The organism is Bacillus cereus group sp. MYBKT14-1 (assembly GCF_051915185.1).
GTDB lineage: Bacteria > Bacillota > Bacilli > Bacillales > Bacillaceae_G > Bacillus_A > Bacillus_A cereus.
In genome coordinates this window covers 36,254-54,508 of sequence record NZ_JBQAEF010000024.1, presented here as the reverse complement: position 1 = coordinate 54,508, position 18,255 = coordinate 36,254, and the positions used below count along the sequence as shown (strand labels likewise).

Here is an 18,255-nt window from a genome sequence, read left to right as displayed (position 1 = left end):
TTTTCACTTGTGGAAAGTCTCTTTTAATAAGTCGAGAACTTGCACTTTTATAAGCATTGATGAATTTTGTCATTTCTGTATTAGGGTGTGCCTTGAACAAAATATGAACATAGTCTACATCATGATTCCATTCAACTAATGTGATGTTATAGTTTTCGGATAGTCGAACAAACATATCTTTTGCATAGTCTGACATATCATCATCAAACACATTTCTTCTGTATTTCACGACCAACACAAGGTGATAATACAACAAGAATACTGAATGATTATTACTATCTAATTTCATTTATATACCAGCCTTTATAATTGATAATACTGATTATATCAGAGGCAAAATAAAACGGAAAACCTTTTGGCTACCAAACCGAAATTCATCTCCCACCTACCGTTGGGCTACGCCCTTCACACGCTTGAGGAAGGCGAATTCTTTCGGGAAATTCGTTAAAAAGATCCCTTAAACGATATTTAAGGTTTGTTATGGAACTTTGTTTTTGATAATGAGTTTTGGAACTGGTTTTTGACTGCATTTCTTTCAGTTTTATTAGAACTAAATAGAGTCCCCTAAACGGTCAATTATGGAACTTTGATTTATAGAAGTTGACTGAAATATGAAACCTCATTTTGGCTCTTTTTAATCACTACAATAACCCTAAAATAATTTCTTTATTGATTCGTTCAAATATGTGTGTTGCTTTTTCATATTCTTTTTCTTCAAGATACATAACAAAATTTTTCATTAAACTAAGCATTTCCTCTTCGTATGGCTTACGTTTCATATATTTAAGTTCTACAGAACCTAAAAGTTTCTTTTCTTGTATATCTTGTATCACTTGCATAATTGTTTTGTTTTCAGCTGGAGATAATAATAATTCATGTACTTTCCATAAAACATTATGAAATTCTTTTACATTGCCGCTCTCTAAAGCCGTTGGTAGATTTATCAGACATTGTTTTAAATTAGCTATGTCAAAGCTTGTATCATTTTTAATTACTTTTTCAATTGATAGTTTAAAAAACAATAAACGAATTTCCAAAAACTCAATAATGTTCTCGAATGAAGATTTTGTTTTTGCTACAGTTATTCCACAATGACTTTGATGATTTAAAAAACCTTCTGATGTTAAACGAGAAAGGGCATTGCGAATTGGCGTCCTACTCATACATAACTCTTTTTCTAATCTAGATTCTGTTAAGCGCATCCCTTCTTCATATGTGCCATCTATAATTTTACTTTTAATTTTCATATACGCTATTTGTTCTCGTGTTTTTTTCATATGTCTTTCCTTTCTTTTACTGACAATCTATCTTGTTGCACAAAAAAATACATAATGTATACAATAATTTAGTTTATCATATAATATATCTATTTATAAACAGATTAACTATAAAGCGGGTATAATTTATTTTGCTAGTTTTTAAACCATAATATTTTTTTATATACTGGCACAAATATGATAAAATTCTAGTGCAAATTGTATACAATTTTAATATAATATTTTGTATCAAAAGGTTTTACCTATCATTTTAGTCTATATATTTTGAAGAAGGATATAGACTGTAAGTAACGCGGGTACTGTAAAAACAAATACCCTTTTGTATACAACTGCAAATATACATCAGGAGGTGAAAATACATCTGATTTTAAAATAGTAATCCTCATTTTACTTTTTTCGTGACTATCATACTAAAAAGGATGGAAATCATATAATGATGAAAATAAAACAACCAAAGCCTAAAGGAGTATGGAAAAAAAGAATGTTTATATCTCTACTTATTGTTTTCGGATTAATTGTTGCAGGAGTTAGTTATTGGAACCTTTCTCCTACCCCAAAAGCATTTCTTATAAAAAAAGCGTTTGAAGGTGGAATGTTTGTTGAATCTGATAATTATAAAAATTCCTTCAAAGAAACAAATATATTTAAAGATATCAATTATAAATCTAAATTTCCCGATGGTACATTAGACATTGTTTATCCGAAAAATCATACTGAAGATTCACCTGTTATTTTTTGGGTACATGGAGGTGGATTTGTAGGTGGAGATAAATCTGACATCACTGGTTATGCAGTAGAATTAGCCGCTCGTGGTTACACAGTAATAAATATAAATTATGCTCTTGCACCTAAAAGGCAATACCCTACACCAGTCATCCAACTTGGTGAAGCCTACGAATATATAAAGGAAAACGCAAAGAAGTATAAATTAAAATTAGATCATGTTTATTTTGCAGGAGATTCGGCCGGAGCACAAATATCCGGACAATTTGTTAATATCCAAACATCTCCCGATTATTCAAAATTAAGTAGAATTTCCTCTCTGGTTGATCCTTCAACAATTAAAGGAGTGTTGTTATTTTGCGGTCCATATAATATGCCAGCATTAGCTAAAATGGAAACAACTAAAGAAATTCAAGATTTTATGCGTACTACTGGTTGGGCTTACTTTGGGGAGAAGGATTTTGAAACGTTACCTGAAATAGAAATTGCTTCTATCTTGAAACACGTTACAAAAGATTATCCGCCAACATTTATTACAGATGGAAATACTGCATCATTCGAAGACCAAGGCAAAGCATTAGCAGGTGCGTTAGAAAGCAAAGGAGTATATGTAAATAAACTCTTTTTTGATAAAAATATTTCTGGTGAGTTAGCGCATGAGTTTCAATTCAAAATGAACACCCCAGCAGGCCAAGAAGTTTTCAACAAAGCACTTGAGTTTTTAAATACAACCAAATAATATGTCTTACACTGGTTTTACTGTCATTTGGTTACCGATTATTAAAGTGAATATGTTCATATTTAATGTTGATATGTAATTATCCGTTGAATGTTTTTTACACTATTAAACAAAGGCCGATTCCCTTAGCTTACAGGAAATCGGCCTTTTCTATGTGAAAAATTACTTAGTGTACGAAATTCGCGTTTTGTTGGTTCTATCCCATCTCTGTCAAGCTAAGATTTTGAAGTACCCCCAAAATGAAAATTTTCTTTCTCTACAGTTAGCCACTTTGAGAAGTCAGCTCTTCTTTCTTTTGGGGGTAATTACTTTTCTTAATTTGATGGCCATGAAAGATCACAAAATAACAGTGTTTTGAATGTATACTTTTTTCGATGTTTATTCGAAATACGAAGAAATGTTATAAACACAGTGATTGACATAAATCCAAAGTAGACTTTTGGGTAAAAGTTTACTTTGGGATTTCGAATCATTTATAGCTAATTTTGTAATAAATTTATCAATATAGATATACACTTCATTTAAAAAACTTTGCAACAGAACTGGATAGACAATTAGTCATTAAAAACACAAAAATCTATTATTAGGAAATGTTGCTGCGGGCCAGAATAGCCCCCCATCACTAGGCCAATATAAAAAAACCGAAGCCATGGCTCAGACTTCGGTTTTTCAGCTATACTTAACAAACCTTTTTATCTCTTAACAAAACTTTGCAACAGAACACTATATTTCCTATTAATATAGTCAACCCAATCGAGCAAGCCTAAATAATTTTTTGAAGTATGCATACTTAGTTTCTAATTAGATTAATATAAAGGGAATAGAAACGTTATAATATTTTTCAGTTTGGAAGAGCGTAGAATTTCACTTTAAATGTACCGTTAGAAGTATATCCGCTAGGAGGACCAGAGATATACAAATTTTTTCTATCATCTCCTGAAAGGATCGTTAGAACAGAACCATCTCTAACATTTGACCAAATTCTAGAGTCTGCACCTGATTTATCTCTTGAAATGTTAAATGACAAAGAGGTAGCACCTGTTCCTTCTAAAACAACTCGTACTTTGGTACCTGCCGCGAGATGTTCAAGTGAAAAATTATTACTTGATCTACTGGTTTGACCAGGCTGTGCCTTATAGAGTGACTCCACTTCTCTTGTTAAAGTCCCTGTTACATTAGACAATTGGAATGTTTGATTATTACCACCATGGAAATTATATACTGTAACATTTGTTCCATTTGCAGTACCATAACCACTTACATCTAACACTTTGTTTTGATCCTTCTTATTCCTTACATAATAATATCCATTTCCTGCTTCTGTTGGTATCCAATATTGCTCTTCCTTATTTTGATTAGATGTAGCAACTACATTATTAGAACCATTAAGATCATTCCAAGCTAATACTAAATTTTGATTTGCTATATTTTTAAGTTGGTATGCTGATTTACTTGAATCATATACTAGCTTCCATTTTTGATTATTAGCGTTGCCATTTTGCCACAACAGAACATTTCCATCTGCTTGATTTAAGTCAACGACACTACTATTATTTAAAGTAGAAACTATTTGATACGTACCACCATCTTCCAGTTCCGGTGCATAAGGGTCAAAGTTAATGGGGGGCTTTGCGTTAGCAAGGGCTTTTTCAAATCTTCCATCTTTGATCTCAAGTGTTGCATCTCCAAAGTTCGTAGTCATTAGTTTTTCACGAATATTTGGGCTTGGATAGCCATTCCAACCAACCATTGGTAGTTGGAGCCACTGGTGATAATAGTTTTCTGGCGGCTCGTCATTGCTATTAGCCAGGCGAAAAGCATGTGTCAAGCCGCCGTCCTTATGGTATACAATTTTCGGGTGGTTTCCATCGAATCTAACGTTTGAGCGAGGATTAGTGTACCAATTACCATGTGCTGAATAAGTTACATATTGAACCTGACTATCTTTAACCCAAACTATTGTGTGTTCCCAGTCATGTCGATGTCCAAGCGCAACAGGGCCCGAAGTTTGTTGATCTTTCTCAAAGTAACTCGCATACATAATGGCAGTCCAACCATTATTTGATTTGGCCCGAGAATAAGTGTTTGAATTTTCCAGTCGGTTAACATCTCTACAGACACTTTCCGGGGAACCGCCCAAACTTAGACCAGGGTTAGTCGTACCATCTGGAGAAATTGCTGCAGTCGCATAACACCCATCTGTGTCGTAGTCATACACAGGAGCATAATCTAACTCTATCTTTGAAGCATTTTGTGGAAGTGCCTTGATTACATCCGCATATGCTTTTGAGGCAGAAAGAAAACTTTTATCAAATTGTCCACCTAAGTTGAATGTAAATGTACTCAATACTATTAACGCGGTCATTACTATTTTTGATATTAATTTCATGTTCCCCCTCCTAGTTATATAAATAAAATCATTACTAAAAACAATTTTTAAGAGTAGCGTAGATTATAATTTCCAGCTTTGATACTCCTTTCAATACATAAATATAGTATTTTGGAGAATATAGCCCTTAACATACATCGTAAAGGTCAACCTGTGTCTAAACGTAAAAATCCTACAAATGAAAAAACGAGCTGAATTCCCATAAATATTTCAAAGTATCTAGTCGATATGGATATGGCGGTTCATTTCTAAAATTATTTTCATATGTCAATAATAGAAATATACTTTTTTATTATGGTTACTTTTCAACTAGTACAATATCATCAAGATTGACATCAAAGCTGAACGCAGCAAGATGATAAATGTAGAATTCACTTGAATTAATAGAATTTGGAGTAGTAAATTCGACCGATTTTTGCTCATACTGTGAGGAGTTGAATCCCAAACTAGCTGTGCCTCTTCCATTAACATCTACTGATACCCATACTTCTGAACTAGGAGTATTTACTTTTCCAGATGCGGACAATATGTAGGTAGTATTAGGTTTCAAAGTTATGGATCCAAACAATGCTGAACCGGATGATGCGTTTACATGAAGCCCTTTAGAATTATTTACTCCTGCATTCTCTTCAATATTGTATTTTATATTACCAAATGGTTTAAGAGGTTCTAAACTTGAATTGTGATCAAAGTCCATATTTAAAACATAAGATTTCTCATTTGCCTTTAACTGTACATTATCAAACTTAGCCCTTCCATTTGCTGTGGAAGCAAGTTTAACAGCAAAGTTTGACACATCCTCACCTGTTTTAAACTTCATCTCATAATGTTCCGGCTTAAATCCTGTATACTGCTTCTTTGTTAATGGAACTATTTCTTGAGTGGCATTCAGATTACCGACTGTTACTTCTGCTGGAGAACCTATACTTCACGCTATATCAAATGATAATGTATATTCTGTATTCGGTTTTACAGTAACAAGCTGATAGGCTGTGTCTGTATGCATTAATTTCAGATAATGATTGCCTGGTTCAGAATTTCCAATATTCTCGGTAGAAGAATTAGGATTAGATAAAATCCAGTTATTTAGCCCATCCTCAAAACCTCCATTCCTAATTTGTTCATTTGCAGATGGACTATCTGCTGATACAATACCTGAAAAACCTATACTGGTACTTAATACAATTGCTGTAGAAAATACTCCTATACCGATTTTTTTAAACAATTTCTTCATCTCCTTTGGTCAGGTTAAATTCTATTTTTTCATACTTTCTATATATATTTGGATAAACCTGCCAAAGAACAACTTTATTAATAAATGGTTTATAGGTTATTTTCAATTGAAAGTTCTTCAATATATACAAGGACACCTTGCTCAAATTGAACGGGTAAAGAAAGCATATCAAGAGGGTATAGTGAACTATTAACTAACTGAAGCGTCAGTTCCACATGCTCGTTTATTAAGGTTATTCGTATCAATTTGACTAAACATTATTTCAAAGCTACATGAATAAAACACACGGCAAGCTTATGGATTAATAATTAACTCACGGCCAATTTATGCTTCCAATTCCGTTAAATAATTAGATAAACACCTACAAAAATAAGTATTTTCTGGCCAACTTATGCTTCCAATTGTGGAAAGTTTATGGGTAAAGTGACATAATTGTACCCAGACATGAAAATGGATAATTCACGAATACCTTTATTACTAAAATAAATATAAATTTGAATTGAATTTTAACTTCGTATTCAATTAGGTTTGCTGAAATGCAAAAAAGAGAGCGAAGCTCTCTTTTTTTTATTGTACTAGCAGAATCATTAGTTTCACACGCTGTCATCCCCATTATTAAAGTGCTACATGTTAAAGTTGCTAATAATTTCTTGTTCAAAATTCATTTCTTCCAAATATACAAATGTAATATTGATTATAACAAATTAAGTTCCCTGTTTTGCTATTTTAAAAAGGTTCCCACTTTGGTGTCTTAGTTTAAAGAAATACCCATTTTCTTGTCTTGATATGTAGACAAGAAAATGGGTACTAAATGAACTGTATCCGTTAATAGTTAAGCATTTTACACTATAAAATAAGTTCCTACATTCATGTCTTTTTACATTGTACAAGAACATGAACCTCCTAAACTTTTATTTTTGAAATTTGATGGAAACAAAAATCCAAACTAAAATTCTATAGATGTATAAAACTAAATACATCTAACCTTGTGTGAACGTATATATTTATATAATACGATATTGTTATTTATAAAGAAAAAACATCCTAAGATGCTGTTCTACTCTGTAACAATTTTAAATACATAGTACATAAAAAATAGAAAAGATAGAGATACTAGTCTGCCAGCAATCGATTCTCTTATAAATCTCATAAGTATGACTTTGGCAAGTAATGCTAAGAATAACGGTATAAATAGCATCATAGCAAGTTTGGTTGCTATGTCATTAATTGTTGGTTTAGAAAGATCAAGCATCCTATATTAACTAAAAACCTATTTTTAGTGTAGCTACTACAGTTCTTATAGTATTGCAGCTAATGTAGCATCTGCAATGTGATAATAGAAACGCTCTAATAATTAAAGAAATCAAGTATACGGTTGTTTATATATTGGGGGTTCTCCATAGACATCAAATGGCCTACACCCCTCACCAATTCTACAGTTAGATTGGGAGATGAATTTTCAGCATATTTGAAAGCTTCTAGTGGGTTATACATTACTTCATCCTCTCCTAACATTAATAGCATAGGCGTTTTAATTTCGGATAACTCTTGATTTGCAAAAATATATGGGAATCCCTGTTCTATTGGAGCTTCATTTTCCACTGAATTATTCCACTTCATTCCTGCTATTAATTGTTCTTGAATAAAAGGATGAATAGTGTATCGATTATCAAAAATCCAATCTAAAAATTCTACTACACCTTCCCTACTATTCACCATTCCTGAAGCATAGGAAAAAACAATGGATGAAAAGGAATATAAGTTGCTGCAGGACTCATTATTACAGCTTTATTTACCTTCTCTGGAAAAAATGTCAAGAAGTTAACAGTATGCAAAGCACCATATGACAACCCTACAATGTTTGTGTTATTAATTTCTAATGTATGTAGTACTTCTTTTAACCATAGTGCGTAACTTAAGCGATCTGTAAAGCCTTTTTGGGGAACACTTTTATTTTTATCGCCTAAAATGTCAATACATATTATTCTATAATGGTTACTCCAGTGTAAAATATTTGGATACCACATTGTCGAACTCATTTTCGCTCCATGGAGTAATACGAGAGGTTGTGCTAATTTATTACCACTTTCAATAATATGAGTTTTTCCATGAGATGTTTCTACAAAATAAGACGAAAAACTAGTTGGCCATAATTTTAGACTTTTCTCATAAGAATGTAGATAATTAGTTTTTTGATATTTTAGTTCTAAAATCTTCATTTTTGTTTCCTCCACATAGCTCAATCTCATAGTTCATTTTTAAAATCAAAGTAGTTTTACTTTAATTAATACCCATTTTAAATTTAAAGGTTTCAATTTCATCGACCGCCTTATTATATCCTCCAGCATTTTTTAAAGATTTTCCGATTCTTTGACTGTTTTTTCTATAAATATTATTTGATAGCATATTCATTACTGTATTCCGTAATATTTCTGGAGTAAGCAAATTAAGATTCAACTGAACTCCGGCTCCTAATTCTTCTATTCTTTGAGCAACTATAGGCTGATCTCCCATAACTGGAATAACTAGCATAGGAACACCAAAATATAAGCTTTCACTGGAACTATTCATTCCTCCATGCGTAATAAATAAATCAGTATGTTGTAGAATATCTAATTGAGGAACGTAATTATATAGCTTAAAATTAGAAGGAATATTATCTAATTGACTAATATCATTTTGTTCCCCTACAGCTAATATGACAGTAACCTGGCTATCCCGAAATGCTTCAAAACATGTGTGATAAAAGTCTGGTTGCTGGTTAAATACTGTTCCCATAGAAATAAAAATTAACTTTTTTCCCTTTTCCTGTTCTAAGGAAACAGAATTTACATCCTTACGTTGTTCAATAGAAGTCCCGATAAATATATAAGAATTATTAAATTCCTCTACATTTGGTTGATACAATTTTGATGTATATACAATAGTAATATCTCCTGGGCATGTCATCACATTTTGTTTTTCATTAAGCTTAATGCCATAAATATCTTCCCATTTTTTAAAAATACCCATGACTTCCTGATATAAAGGAGATTTTTTATTTTCTTCTCCATGATTTTTCATAAGAGTAGAAGCTATCTTTTTAGTAATGACAAATGTTGTACATGAAGAAATTTTAGGTAATTGTAATATGTCTGCTATGATCCAGCCAACAGCAAAATTATTATCATATATAACATAATCGTATTCTTCTTCTTTTACTTCTTCTAAAATTACCTCTATTATTTTATCCATGGATTTTACCATGTGTAATAATAGTTCTTGAGAATCCATTTGCCTACTCATTCTTTTTACCATGTCTATTTGTAATATGAAATTTTCATATGGTCGAAATAATGCTCCTGTATTCTCTATTTTACTTCTATACTTTTCTACGCAATAGTAAATAACTTCCTCGCCTCTTTTTATTAGTTCTTCGACAAGTGCAATTGTCGGATTAATATGTCCTTCTCCTGGAAAATTAAACATTAGAACTTTTGCCATATTATTGTTCCTCCCCCAAGGTTTAAATAACTATTCTATTATTACTAATATCAATCACGTACTGATATTTGAAGTAAAGGTAAAGATTTTCTCCTTTCATTTTAATGAAATCACTTGTGCTATTAAATGGAAAAAACAATTAAGAAACAAAGTAGATATAAAAAATCACATAATTCCCTCTCTCTATTTCTCTCATGTATAATAAAAAATAACTAAGAGTAGAAAGGGCTGAATTATGCGCAGATATCAATATTTTTAATCTACCCATCACCAATATAATGGAGGTAAAAGTATTGATTACAGAATTATACACACAAAGATTACATTTAAGAAAAACAGAAGAATCCGATTCATTAAGCTTATTTAAAATATGGTCTGATCCAGATGTTACGAAATTCATGAATATTATTAATTTCACTACTGAGGATCAAGCAAAAGACATGATTAAATTTCTAAACGATCTGGCTCAAAGTAATAAGGCACTCCGATTTACTATTATCGAAGCAAAATCTAATCAAATCATTGGTTCATGTGGTTATAATTTCTTAGATTTCGAAAACTCTAAAACTGAGATTGGTTATGATATTTCAAAAGCATTTTGGGGCAAAGGATATGCACCTGAAGCAATCTCCGCTTTATTAGACAATGCATTTACTAATTTAAAGCTAAACCGTATTGAAGCAAAAGTTGAACCTGAAAATCTAAATTCCATAAGTGTTTTAAAAAAATTAAAATTTACATTAGAAGGAACGCTAAGAAAAAGTGAAAAATCAAATGGAAAATTCATCGATTTAAGTATCTATTCGAAATTAATAACTGATTAATTTCTGTCTCTCCCCTATACTTCAGTGAAGTATAGACTCTTTTTATTCCTTAAGAAAATTCAAATTGTAAGTCAATAGAAAATTGATTTCGTTTCTAGTTACTAACCTACAACTCAAAACCGTCTATAAAGGTACACCTTTATAGACACACAAAATACTTCCCACGTCTTCGAACACATAATAATAAAAACCCATTACTCTCATGTACACATACTGAGATTAATGGGTTTTATCAGTTTAACATTTGTATGTTTTGTAAAACTCATTTCCACTTTAATTTTTAAACATGCTCGGAAATTTGCACCTTCTGGGATAATTAAAAAATTATTAACTGTATCTTCATATATATTAGTAGAGATTTTGAATTAAAGGTTACATATGGTAAAATAATAATCAAATTACATATAAAGGGAGATTGATATTATTGCCGATTTCAGAAAAAATAGTCATTTCCAAAACCGCGAGGGACTTATTTGTAAACCGAAATAATAGGGCATTATTAATTTACAGTCAGCACCCAAAAGAAAAATTCCCAATCTTATATAAATTGGCAAAAATCCATTTAAATAGTAATGCTAGAGAAATTGATAAGGTATTTGAAACCCTTCAGCGGAAAGAAATATTATTATTAAATGAAATGCTAGGTAATGTTATTAACATATGTAGGAACGAGTGGATTGGCGACGTTGATCCATATGCAATTATTGAAAATGAAAAAGAAAGAAAAACTTGCTCACTATGTAAACAAAAAAATAATAAATTAGTTTTTCATATAAAAAATAAATTTAATGGAAGAAGAATAAATGTTGGTAGTTCATGTATTAATGACTTTTCTTCTTTAGAATATCCTTCGGGGGTATCTAAGAAAGAAGTAATGAGAAGTGCAAATCAAAAATATAAATTGCAGAATTTAATTTTCATGTTCCCTGGTATTGAAGGCATTGTTAACAATTGGGAAAAAGAATTAGAAATGTATGAGATACTCATCCCTCACAAAATAGAACAGGAATACTTGGAAACAGGAAAAAAATTAAAGAATTCATATGATAATTATATTAACGGGAAAGTTAATATAATAGATGCTGGAACAATAAAAAAATATTTAAATGACAGAAAAGAATTTTTGGCTAAAATGAGTAAATACGAAGAACTCAATAAAAATCAGGATTTTATTGTAACAAGGAAAATGGCAAATTGGTTACAGCGCAGGCATGATTTTAAAACAATTGAGATATTAAAAATTAAAGGATATATAACAAAAGAAAGTGCATATAAGGTTTTGGAACCCAATTTTATAGAGTCGTTAATACCAAAATTTAATCGACATTTTCAAAAAAATAATATACAAATCGTAAGTTATAATAAAGAGTATTCTTATTTTAAAATAAAACCTTTTTATAACCTTAATTTTCATTTAAAAATAAGCTGTTATAAATTAATAAGGACTTTTAGTTCATTAATATTCGATAATAAACCAAACATAGCTCCTAGTTTAAAAAATATCTTTCAAACTGCAGAATTATTTTCTGAGGTAGAACAAGAAATTGTGATTAATGAGCTGAATAGAATTAAATCCAATATAACTATGAAGTTACTTCATTTTGGGTATGATTACGACCATTTTGAGTATAATGAATTAGACTTATTCGATAAGAGAATTAATAAATTTATTGTAGTAAAAATGAATAAGTTCCTTGAAGAATTTAAGGGTGTCGCTTTTGGTCTGATGAACCCTGAGGAAATTGAAAAATATGTAGATTACGAGTTATGTGCTAATTCAAAAGCATATACTCATGAAGAATTGTGGGCAATTCGTGATAGAAGAGATGATACAACCGAAGAAAACTAGAGAAAAGCAAGATATGTAGAATTCCCATATAAAAAATAACCATTTTTTACCTTTACCCTTAATTAAGGTACAGAAACGAATTTAAAAATAAGAAATCCATATGGGAAAGTATTCAATCGAAAGTCGTAAGAACTATTTTCTACGACTTTTTATGCAATATTGCATAAAAAGATACCTGTTACTTTTGCTATAATTTCAAGAGTAAACTGTTGCATCCAACATTTTATAATCTTCTATATTCATTAATATAGAAACCCTAATCACAGGAAAAAGGGAAGGATATTGGTGGTTCTTCTCTTTTTCTTTATTTTTTAACTGTTGAATCATATATTCTATATTTTAATTAGCAAACGAGAAATAAACATTCCATTATTATTTCTGCTATATTTAAAGGGCTCTTTTCTAATACAATAAGAAAAGCAAAAAGAACTTGTAGAAATCACTACAAGTTCTTTTTGCTTTAAAGCGAATACACGGGACACATAAATTATCTCATTATTCATAACGGGGAAACCATATTGATTACGGCTTGATTCCATTATATAACAAATATTAACATCCAGAGTTTTAATGTTTGAAAATTATGTGAATTAATATATAAAGGTCCACCCTTCCTCTAAAAATCCCATTTGTTGATTTTATATAAACCGTTTTAAATCAACATTGATATCATAATAAATTAGTAAAGATGTATACATAGGTAAATAGAGAAGAATTGTGCATTCTTACAGAATAACATGTAATCAAATTTAAGATTAATTAGCTATAAGAAAATGAATTTCATATTATAACTAACTATAATTCTTGAATATATGTAAATGAGGTTTTCTTATCTTTTTTATTTATGTGATGAAGAAATTAGGGATAGAAAAATTAAACAAACATTTGTTAAAATATTTTAGCTATGAAACAATGTTTGAGATATGGATGAGTTATAGGGTTAATGGTCCGCTTTGTTAAATTATGATTTTACTATATAAATTTTATATAACAAATACGATAAAGTACCTACTTACATAGGTACTTTATCGTATTTGTTTAATAGATGCTTTGGGTGAATTTGTTTACTTAAGTTTATAGGCATGTATGGTTACCCATGTTAAGAAACTTTGCAACAGAACCGATAAATGTCAATTCACAATTTCAAAGTGTACATTCCCAAAATTCCCACCTGGTAATGAATATTTAAAATGACCATCAGATGGAACAGCCATCAACCAATATTTTTCTGCACTGTTACGGCTAACATAAGACGTACGGTACCATGAATTGGAGGATGTCCACAAAACAATTTGTGCTTGTGTTGCACCAACTGATGCTAGGTTTGGAGTAATCTTAATCCGTTTACCCGTAGCATTTTTTAAAAATACATCATAGACAATTCCATAGTTTCCTAATAACTTTGAGTTTCCAATTACATTTGTACCTGTTTCGAATTCACCTGGATTGGCTGTGTATGCTGAAAGGTGAAAATTTGATACTGTCTTAGCATCTACAGTCAGCGTACGAGTATCAGAATTAAAGAACCCAGATGTCATGTCATTTTTTGTAGATGTTGCTTTTGGTAGTTTAAATAGCTCGTTTAAATTATATTTATTATCGGATACAAAGAAATTCCTTGCACTTAGCCCTCCTGATTGAGGGATAAATTTTACTTTTCCATTTACTATATATTGTGTTGGTGTAGCGATTGAAAGGATTACAACGGTTCCATTGGCAGGAATAGAAATTGTTTGATCATTGCTACTGTTCCCAAAATCGCGAAGTAAAGAAGATGCTGTATCTACTGTATATTTACCTGCTAAGATTGCTTTGTTTTGGACTCTCACATTTGCTGTGTAATTATTATTATTTTTAATCGCTATCCCAACTCGTAAAGAAGCTCCAGTATAGTTGTGATGATAGAATTCAGAAACATAAGATGTGTTGTTTTGTAATGGTTGGTCTACTGTATATTTACCATACGGAGCTGTACTTACCATGTTCCCTTCAATGGATTCTGGATTATTTGAATAAATATATTTGCTTCCGCCTGATGTCATATTCACTAAATATGAAGCGTCAGCTGGTGTTGTAAAACCAATGAAACATATAACACTGAGTAAACCGACAAGCATTTGTTTTAATCTCATATTCTTTCATCCTCTCAATATTTCTTACCCTCTTTGAAAGCGCTATCGAATTAATGATATAAAAAAATTACAAAATTTTCTATATTAGTAGTGTTTTTTCAATACGAATCAGAAAATTCAATTTTATAAATTTGAATTCTAAATATAAATATCAGTACTTTCGCTTTGATACAAAGGTTGGTTGGAATGAAGCACTTTAACGTACAATTTTCTTTTTGTGATATGGTAACCCCATTGTTATTAAGCTAACAAAGACGGTTTACCCCAAAACGAAATTTTGTGTTAATTTGTGAAAGAAAAGCTCATTTTTTCGTTTTGGGGTATTTTCTCTCTAAACTTGATGGCCAGATTAGAACCACATGCCTTCAAGTTTAGGTTTTTAATTAGCTCTATAACGAAAGTTTTATACATCGTTGACTACTGATAATGAAGAATATGTAAGTTGAAAGGTAACAAAATAAATGAACACAATGAAGGAAAAAGGAAGATAAACTAATAACCTCTTGTCCATTATAAAAAAATTTTAATTATTAACTCGCCAATTAATTTAAATGTATCTTTGTTAATCCCAAAACTCACTTGCAATTTACCAACTCTGAATTTTATTTTCATGTGCCCCACTCTCCTTTTTGATTTGACAAATCATTTTAGTTAATCGGACACGTAAATATAATTCTTAAGCTGTTAGAGTGTTTTTTATGTAAAAGTAGCGATTGTCAATAACGGTGTTTTGAATGTATACTTTTTCGGTTATTTGTTCGAAATACGAAGAAATGGTATAAACACAGTGATTTTAATAAAATGAAAGTAAAAAAGAGCCCGCTGGAGTTCAGGCCCTTTCAGAAGTGATGATGTTTTCTCTGCTTCGGAAAGTGAGAAAATACCAAAATATAATACATCCAAATTTAGAGAATTTCAATATTTAAATTGAGGTTGAAAACTTAAATTTTTAAAAAATAAATTTTATAATCCAAAAATGCGGATTTTCATAAAAAGATTAAATTTTCAGATAAATAGTTTACATTTTCTCACATTTCATAATATAATTAAGTCGGTAATTATACCAAATATTAGTAGAGGGGGGGGTTTATAATGGCGATTAAAATTAGCGTAAAGAAACTAGATAAGCAACCAGAAGTAACTCCATCTTGTGCACCTGTAGGCATGTGTGGTTAATTATTAATCAACTACAGCGGACAGTTATAAATTATGACTGTCCGTTGTTTTATCTAAGGAGGAAAATATGAGCCAAACAGTATATCATGATGAAATAACATCTCAATATAAACCAAGATTAAGACATTGTACTTTTGTTGAAAGAAATAATTCAGATTCACTTTTGATGATTGTAGGAACTGAATACTACGAATTAGGTCAAGAAATTGGTGACAGACAAAAATTTTATGAGATAAAAAGATATTTCGATGGTAGGCATACTATAAGTGAGATAAGTAACATCACTGATGTTCCAGAAGAAGATATTACAAGTATCGTTAGTACGTTTGTTGAAAATGATTTAATGAGGAAAGAAGAAAAAGTTGATTTTATTTCAGCACAAAAGTTTATAGATCAAATTAAAGAAAGTAGTCAAATGTGGAAAAAGCAAATTGGCTATCATCAACTATTCTCAAGAATGTATTATAAAGATGTTCCTAAAGAGGTTTTTGTAGGCTATATTCTTGAAAATTATCATTATGTTAAATCTGCATCTAAACATATTTCAACTGCTATTAACCATTGTAACGATCCAAAATACTTAGATATACTAAATGAATATTTTGTAGAAGAATATGATCATACGAAGTTAATTTTACAAGCATTAGAAAACCTAGGCTTTAGTAAAGAGGAAGTAGAAAATTCTCACCCAATTATTGGAACAATGTCATTAATAAATATGATGTCTGATATTGCTAGACAAGATACATTAGCATATTTAACTTGTACTTCCTTATTCGAAGCAAGAAAAGAAGAATACGAAAGTTCCAAGGCATCTCTAGAGAAAATTTGTGAGAATTATGGATATACTTTTGAAGATATAGACCCTTTCATTGAACACCTACGTGGTGATGTTGAAGCTGATCATAACAGCTTATTGGAAGAAGCTCTTGAACCACATGAACTTATTCCTGCGAATAGAGCGCACTTTATTGTCAACTGCATGCATGACCTAAAACACTCGTATGACCAATACCATGATCAAATAATTCAATACTATTCTGATCCTCAAAACTATATACCTAGATTAAAGGTAGATTATTTTTCTTTATAATCCTTTTGCTCCCCATGAAATAAATATAATATTGGGGAGCTTTAAAATTTGTAAAGGGGAAATACTTAGTGTTTTATAAAAAAAATATACTTAATAGCCAAATATGGAAATCAAAGGAATTTAATATTTTATGGTTATCACAATCTTTAAATGTTTTAGGAAATAGAATATTTTTATTAGGATTACCTTTGTTTGTATTTGAAATTACTGGTTCAGGTGCACAAATGTCTTTCACATTTGCTATCAGTATGCTACCTCATTTGATATTTGGAATAATAGGAGGAGGTTTAGCAGATTTTTGGGATAGAAAAAAATGCTTAATTGTAGGAAATTTTTTAGCGGCTATCCCTTTAATAACTATATTTATCTTGCATAATAGACAAGCATTAGAAATATGGCATATATATATATTAGTTTTTGTGCTTTCTTGTATTGAGGGAGTAAATTTATCTATATTTGAAGCATCAATTCCTTCAATTGTAAAAAAGGAGTTATTAATAGATGCTAATTCTTTAGTAGAAGTAACAAATTCGATTTTAACTATATTGGGACCAGCATTTGCAGGGATTTTAATAGCATATTTTTCTGCTTCATCTACTATTTTATTCACTGCTTTTTCATGTTTAGCAGCAGGTATTATAGCCTTATTTATAAAAATTTCAAAAGAGTATATCGAAAAAGATAATAATAAAATCAAGAATGCTATTAATAATTTTATGGAAGGAATTTTATTTATCCCTAAACATCCCGAGTTAAGATGGGGCATAATACTAAGTACGAGCACTAATATAACTATGGGAGCCTATACAGTATTACTAATTTTTTTTATGACTAATAATTTAAAAATTGAGGCAAACTTAATAGGAATAGTTTTTTCACTTTCTAGTATTGCCACTCTCCTTTCATCTGTTTACCTTGCTTCTATATTCAGTAAGTTTAAAAAAGGTTCTGTCATGGTAATAAGTCTAGGCATGATGGGTATCGGAATAATAGGATTAGGTTTATCAATAAACATTTATACGCTAATACTAGCTCAATTTATTTATATGGGATGTATGTCTCTTTATACCATTAATTGGAGATCGTTAAGGCAAATTATTACACCCAATAATATGATGGGAAGAGTCTCTGGAGTATGTAGAGGAATTGCATATTTAGGCTCAAGTTTAGGGGGCTTCCTAAGTGGAGTATTACTGACAAAATATAACCCATCAGTAATTTTTATTATTCAAGGATTACTTATTATAATATTTGCAATCTTCGCGTATCGGAGTCCTTTGTATAGAAGTACAGAGGTTCTGAAAGAAACAAATATCAGTTCATAATACTCCACTTA

At 30.6% G+C, this 18,255-nt stretch carries 13 protein-coding genes and 1 pseudogene; 5 read left to right on the top strand and 9 right to left on the bottom strand.

Going from position 1 to position 18,255, the window contains the following annotated elements; genetic code table 11:
* Together tnpA and ACTFO4_RS28470 are read right to left on the bottom strand one after the other, a co-directional pair.
* Positions 1–289, bottom strand: a 289-nt coding sequence (gene tnpA, locus ACTFO4_RS28475; RefSeq protein ID WP_440014589.1) for an IS200/IS605 family transposase, incomplete at its 3' end; no start/stop codon positions are given.
* A 352-nt stretch (positions 290–641) separates the two neighbouring features.
* Positions 642–1,277 carry a GntR family transcriptional regulator gene (locus ACTFO4_RS28470; RefSeq protein ID WP_426866367.1) on the bottom strand — a complete coding sequence of 212 codons (636 nt, stop codon included), beginning with the start codon at positions 1,275–1,277 and terminating at the stop codon, positions 642–644.
* Between the two features lie 436 nt (positions 1,278–1,713).
* Between ACTFO4_RS28470 and ACTFO4_RS28465 the strand changes: the two genes are divergently transcribed.
* Complete coding sequence (locus ACTFO4_RS28465) at positions 1,714–2,739, top strand: alpha/beta hydrolase (RefSeq protein WP_438906438.1); 1,026 nt, start codon at positions 1,714–1,716, stop codon at positions 2,737–2,739.
* Between the two features lie 841 nt (positions 2,740–3,580).
* Here the strand turns inward: ACTFO4_RS28465 and ACTFO4_RS28460 are convergent.
* The 6 genes and pseudogenes from ACTFO4_RS28460 to ACTFO4_RS28435 all read right to left on the bottom strand — a co-directional run bounded on the left by ACTFO4_RS28460 (position 3,581) and on the right by ACTFO4_RS28435 (position 9,845).
* On the bottom strand, positions 3,581–5,128 hold the full coding sequence (locus ACTFO4_RS28460) for an NPP1 family protein (protein ID WP_440014588.1): 1,548 nt from the start codon (positions 5,126–5,128) through the stop codon (positions 3,581–3,583).
* 298 nt (positions 5,129–5,426) lie between these two features.
* Positions 5,427–6,353, bottom strand: a pseudogene (locus ACTFO4_RS28455) (carbohydrate binding domain-containing protein).
* A 1,066-nt stretch (positions 6,354–7,419) separates the two neighbouring features.
* Positions 7,420–7,614: a hypothetical protein gene (locus tag ACTFO4_RS28450; protein WP_438906428.1), complete on the bottom strand. Its 195-nt coding sequence runs from the start codon at positions 7,612–7,614 to the stop codon at positions 7,420–7,422.
* Positions 7,615–7,709: 95 nt separating this feature from the next.
* Positions 7,710–8,078, bottom strand: coding sequence for an alpha/beta fold hydrolase (locus tag ACTFO4_RS28445; RefSeq protein ID WP_438906429.1), 369 nt, complete (start codon positions 8,076–8,078; stop codon positions 7,710–7,712).
* A complete protein-coding gene (locus ACTFO4_RS28440; RefSeq protein ID WP_438906430.1) occupies positions 8,075–8,581 on the bottom strand; it encodes an alpha/beta fold hydrolase in 507 nt (168 codons plus the stop codon). Before ACTFO4_RS28440 ends, ACTFO4_RS28445 begins: the two co-directional genes overlap by 4 nt.
* A 61-nt stretch (positions 8,582–8,642) precedes the next feature.
* Complete coding sequence (locus ACTFO4_RS28435; protein WP_440014587.1) at positions 8,643–9,845, bottom strand: macrolide family glycosyltransferase; 1,203 nt, start codon at positions 9,843–9,845, stop codon at positions 8,643–8,645.
* Positions 9,846–10,138: 293 nt separating this feature from the next.
* Between ACTFO4_RS28435 and ACTFO4_RS28430 the strand changes: the two genes are divergently transcribed.
* On the top strand, positions 10,139–10,669 hold the full coding sequence (locus tag ACTFO4_RS28430) for a GNAT family N-acetyltransferase (protein WP_086391254.1): 531 nt from the start codon (positions 10,139–10,141) through the stop codon (positions 10,667–10,669).
* Positions 10,670–11,093: 424 nt separating this feature from the next.
* The gene (locus ACTFO4_RS28425) at positions 11,094–12,518 is read left to right on the top strand and encodes a hypothetical protein (RefSeq protein WP_440014586.1); all 1,425 of its coding nucleotides are present in this window, start codon (positions 11,094–11,096) and stop codon (positions 12,516–12,518) included.
* 1,130 nt (positions 12,519–13,648) lie between these two features.
* On the opposite strand, the gene ACTFO4_RS28420 is transcribed toward ACTFO4_RS28425, so the two are convergent.
* A complete protein-coding gene (locus tag ACTFO4_RS28420) occupies positions 13,649–14,650 on the bottom strand; it encodes a hypothetical protein (RefSeq protein WP_438906433.1) in 1,002 nt (333 codons plus the stop codon).
* Positions 14,651–15,893: 1,243 nt separating this feature from the next.
* On the opposite strand from ACTFO4_RS28420, the gene ACTFO4_RS28415 reads away from it, so the two are divergent.
* On the top strand, positions 15,894–16,919 hold the full coding sequence (locus ACTFO4_RS28415) for an iron-containing redox enzyme family protein (RefSeq protein ID WP_174103703.1): 1,026 nt from the start codon (positions 15,894–15,896) through the stop codon (positions 16,917–16,919).
* Between the two features lie 68 nt (positions 16,920–16,987).
* Positions 16,988–18,244, top strand: a complete 1,257-nt coding sequence (locus ACTFO4_RS28410) for an MFS transporter (protein ID WP_440014585.1) — start codon at positions 16,988–16,990, stop codon at positions 18,242–18,244.
* The last annotated feature ends 11 nt before the right edge of the window (positions 18,245–18,255 follow it).

Coding starts and splice junctions, on each gene's coding strand:
- ACTFO4_RS28470 (WP_426866367.1), bottom strand. CDS start 1,277: ATGAAAAAAACACGAGAACAAATAGCGTATATGAAAATTAAAAGTAAA.
- ACTFO4_RS28465 (WP_438906438.1), top strand. CDS start 1,714: ATGAAAATAAAACAACCAAAGCCTAAAGGAGTATGGAAAAAAAGAATG.
- ACTFO4_RS28460 (WP_440014588.1), bottom strand. CDS start 5,128: ATGAAATTAATATCAAAAATAGTAATGACCGCGTTAATAGTATTGAGT.
- ACTFO4_RS28450 (WP_438906428.1), bottom strand. CDS start 7,614: ATGCTTGATCTTTCTAAACCAACAATTAATGACATAGCAACCAAACTT.
- ACTFO4_RS28440 (WP_438906430.1), bottom strand. CDS start 8,581: ATGAAGATTTTAGAACTAAAATATCAAAAAACTAATTATCTACATTCT.
- ACTFO4_RS28435 (WP_440014587.1), bottom strand. CDS start 9,845: ATGGCAAAAGTTCTAATGTTTAATTTTCCAGGAGAAGGACATATTAAT.
- ACTFO4_RS28420 (WP_438906433.1), bottom strand. CDS start 14,650: ATGAGATTAAAACAAATGCTTGTCGGTTTACTCAGTGTTATATGTTTC.
- ACTFO4_RS28415 (WP_174103703.1), top strand. CDS start 15,894: ATGAGCCAAACAGTATATCATGATGAAATAACATCTCAATATAAACCA.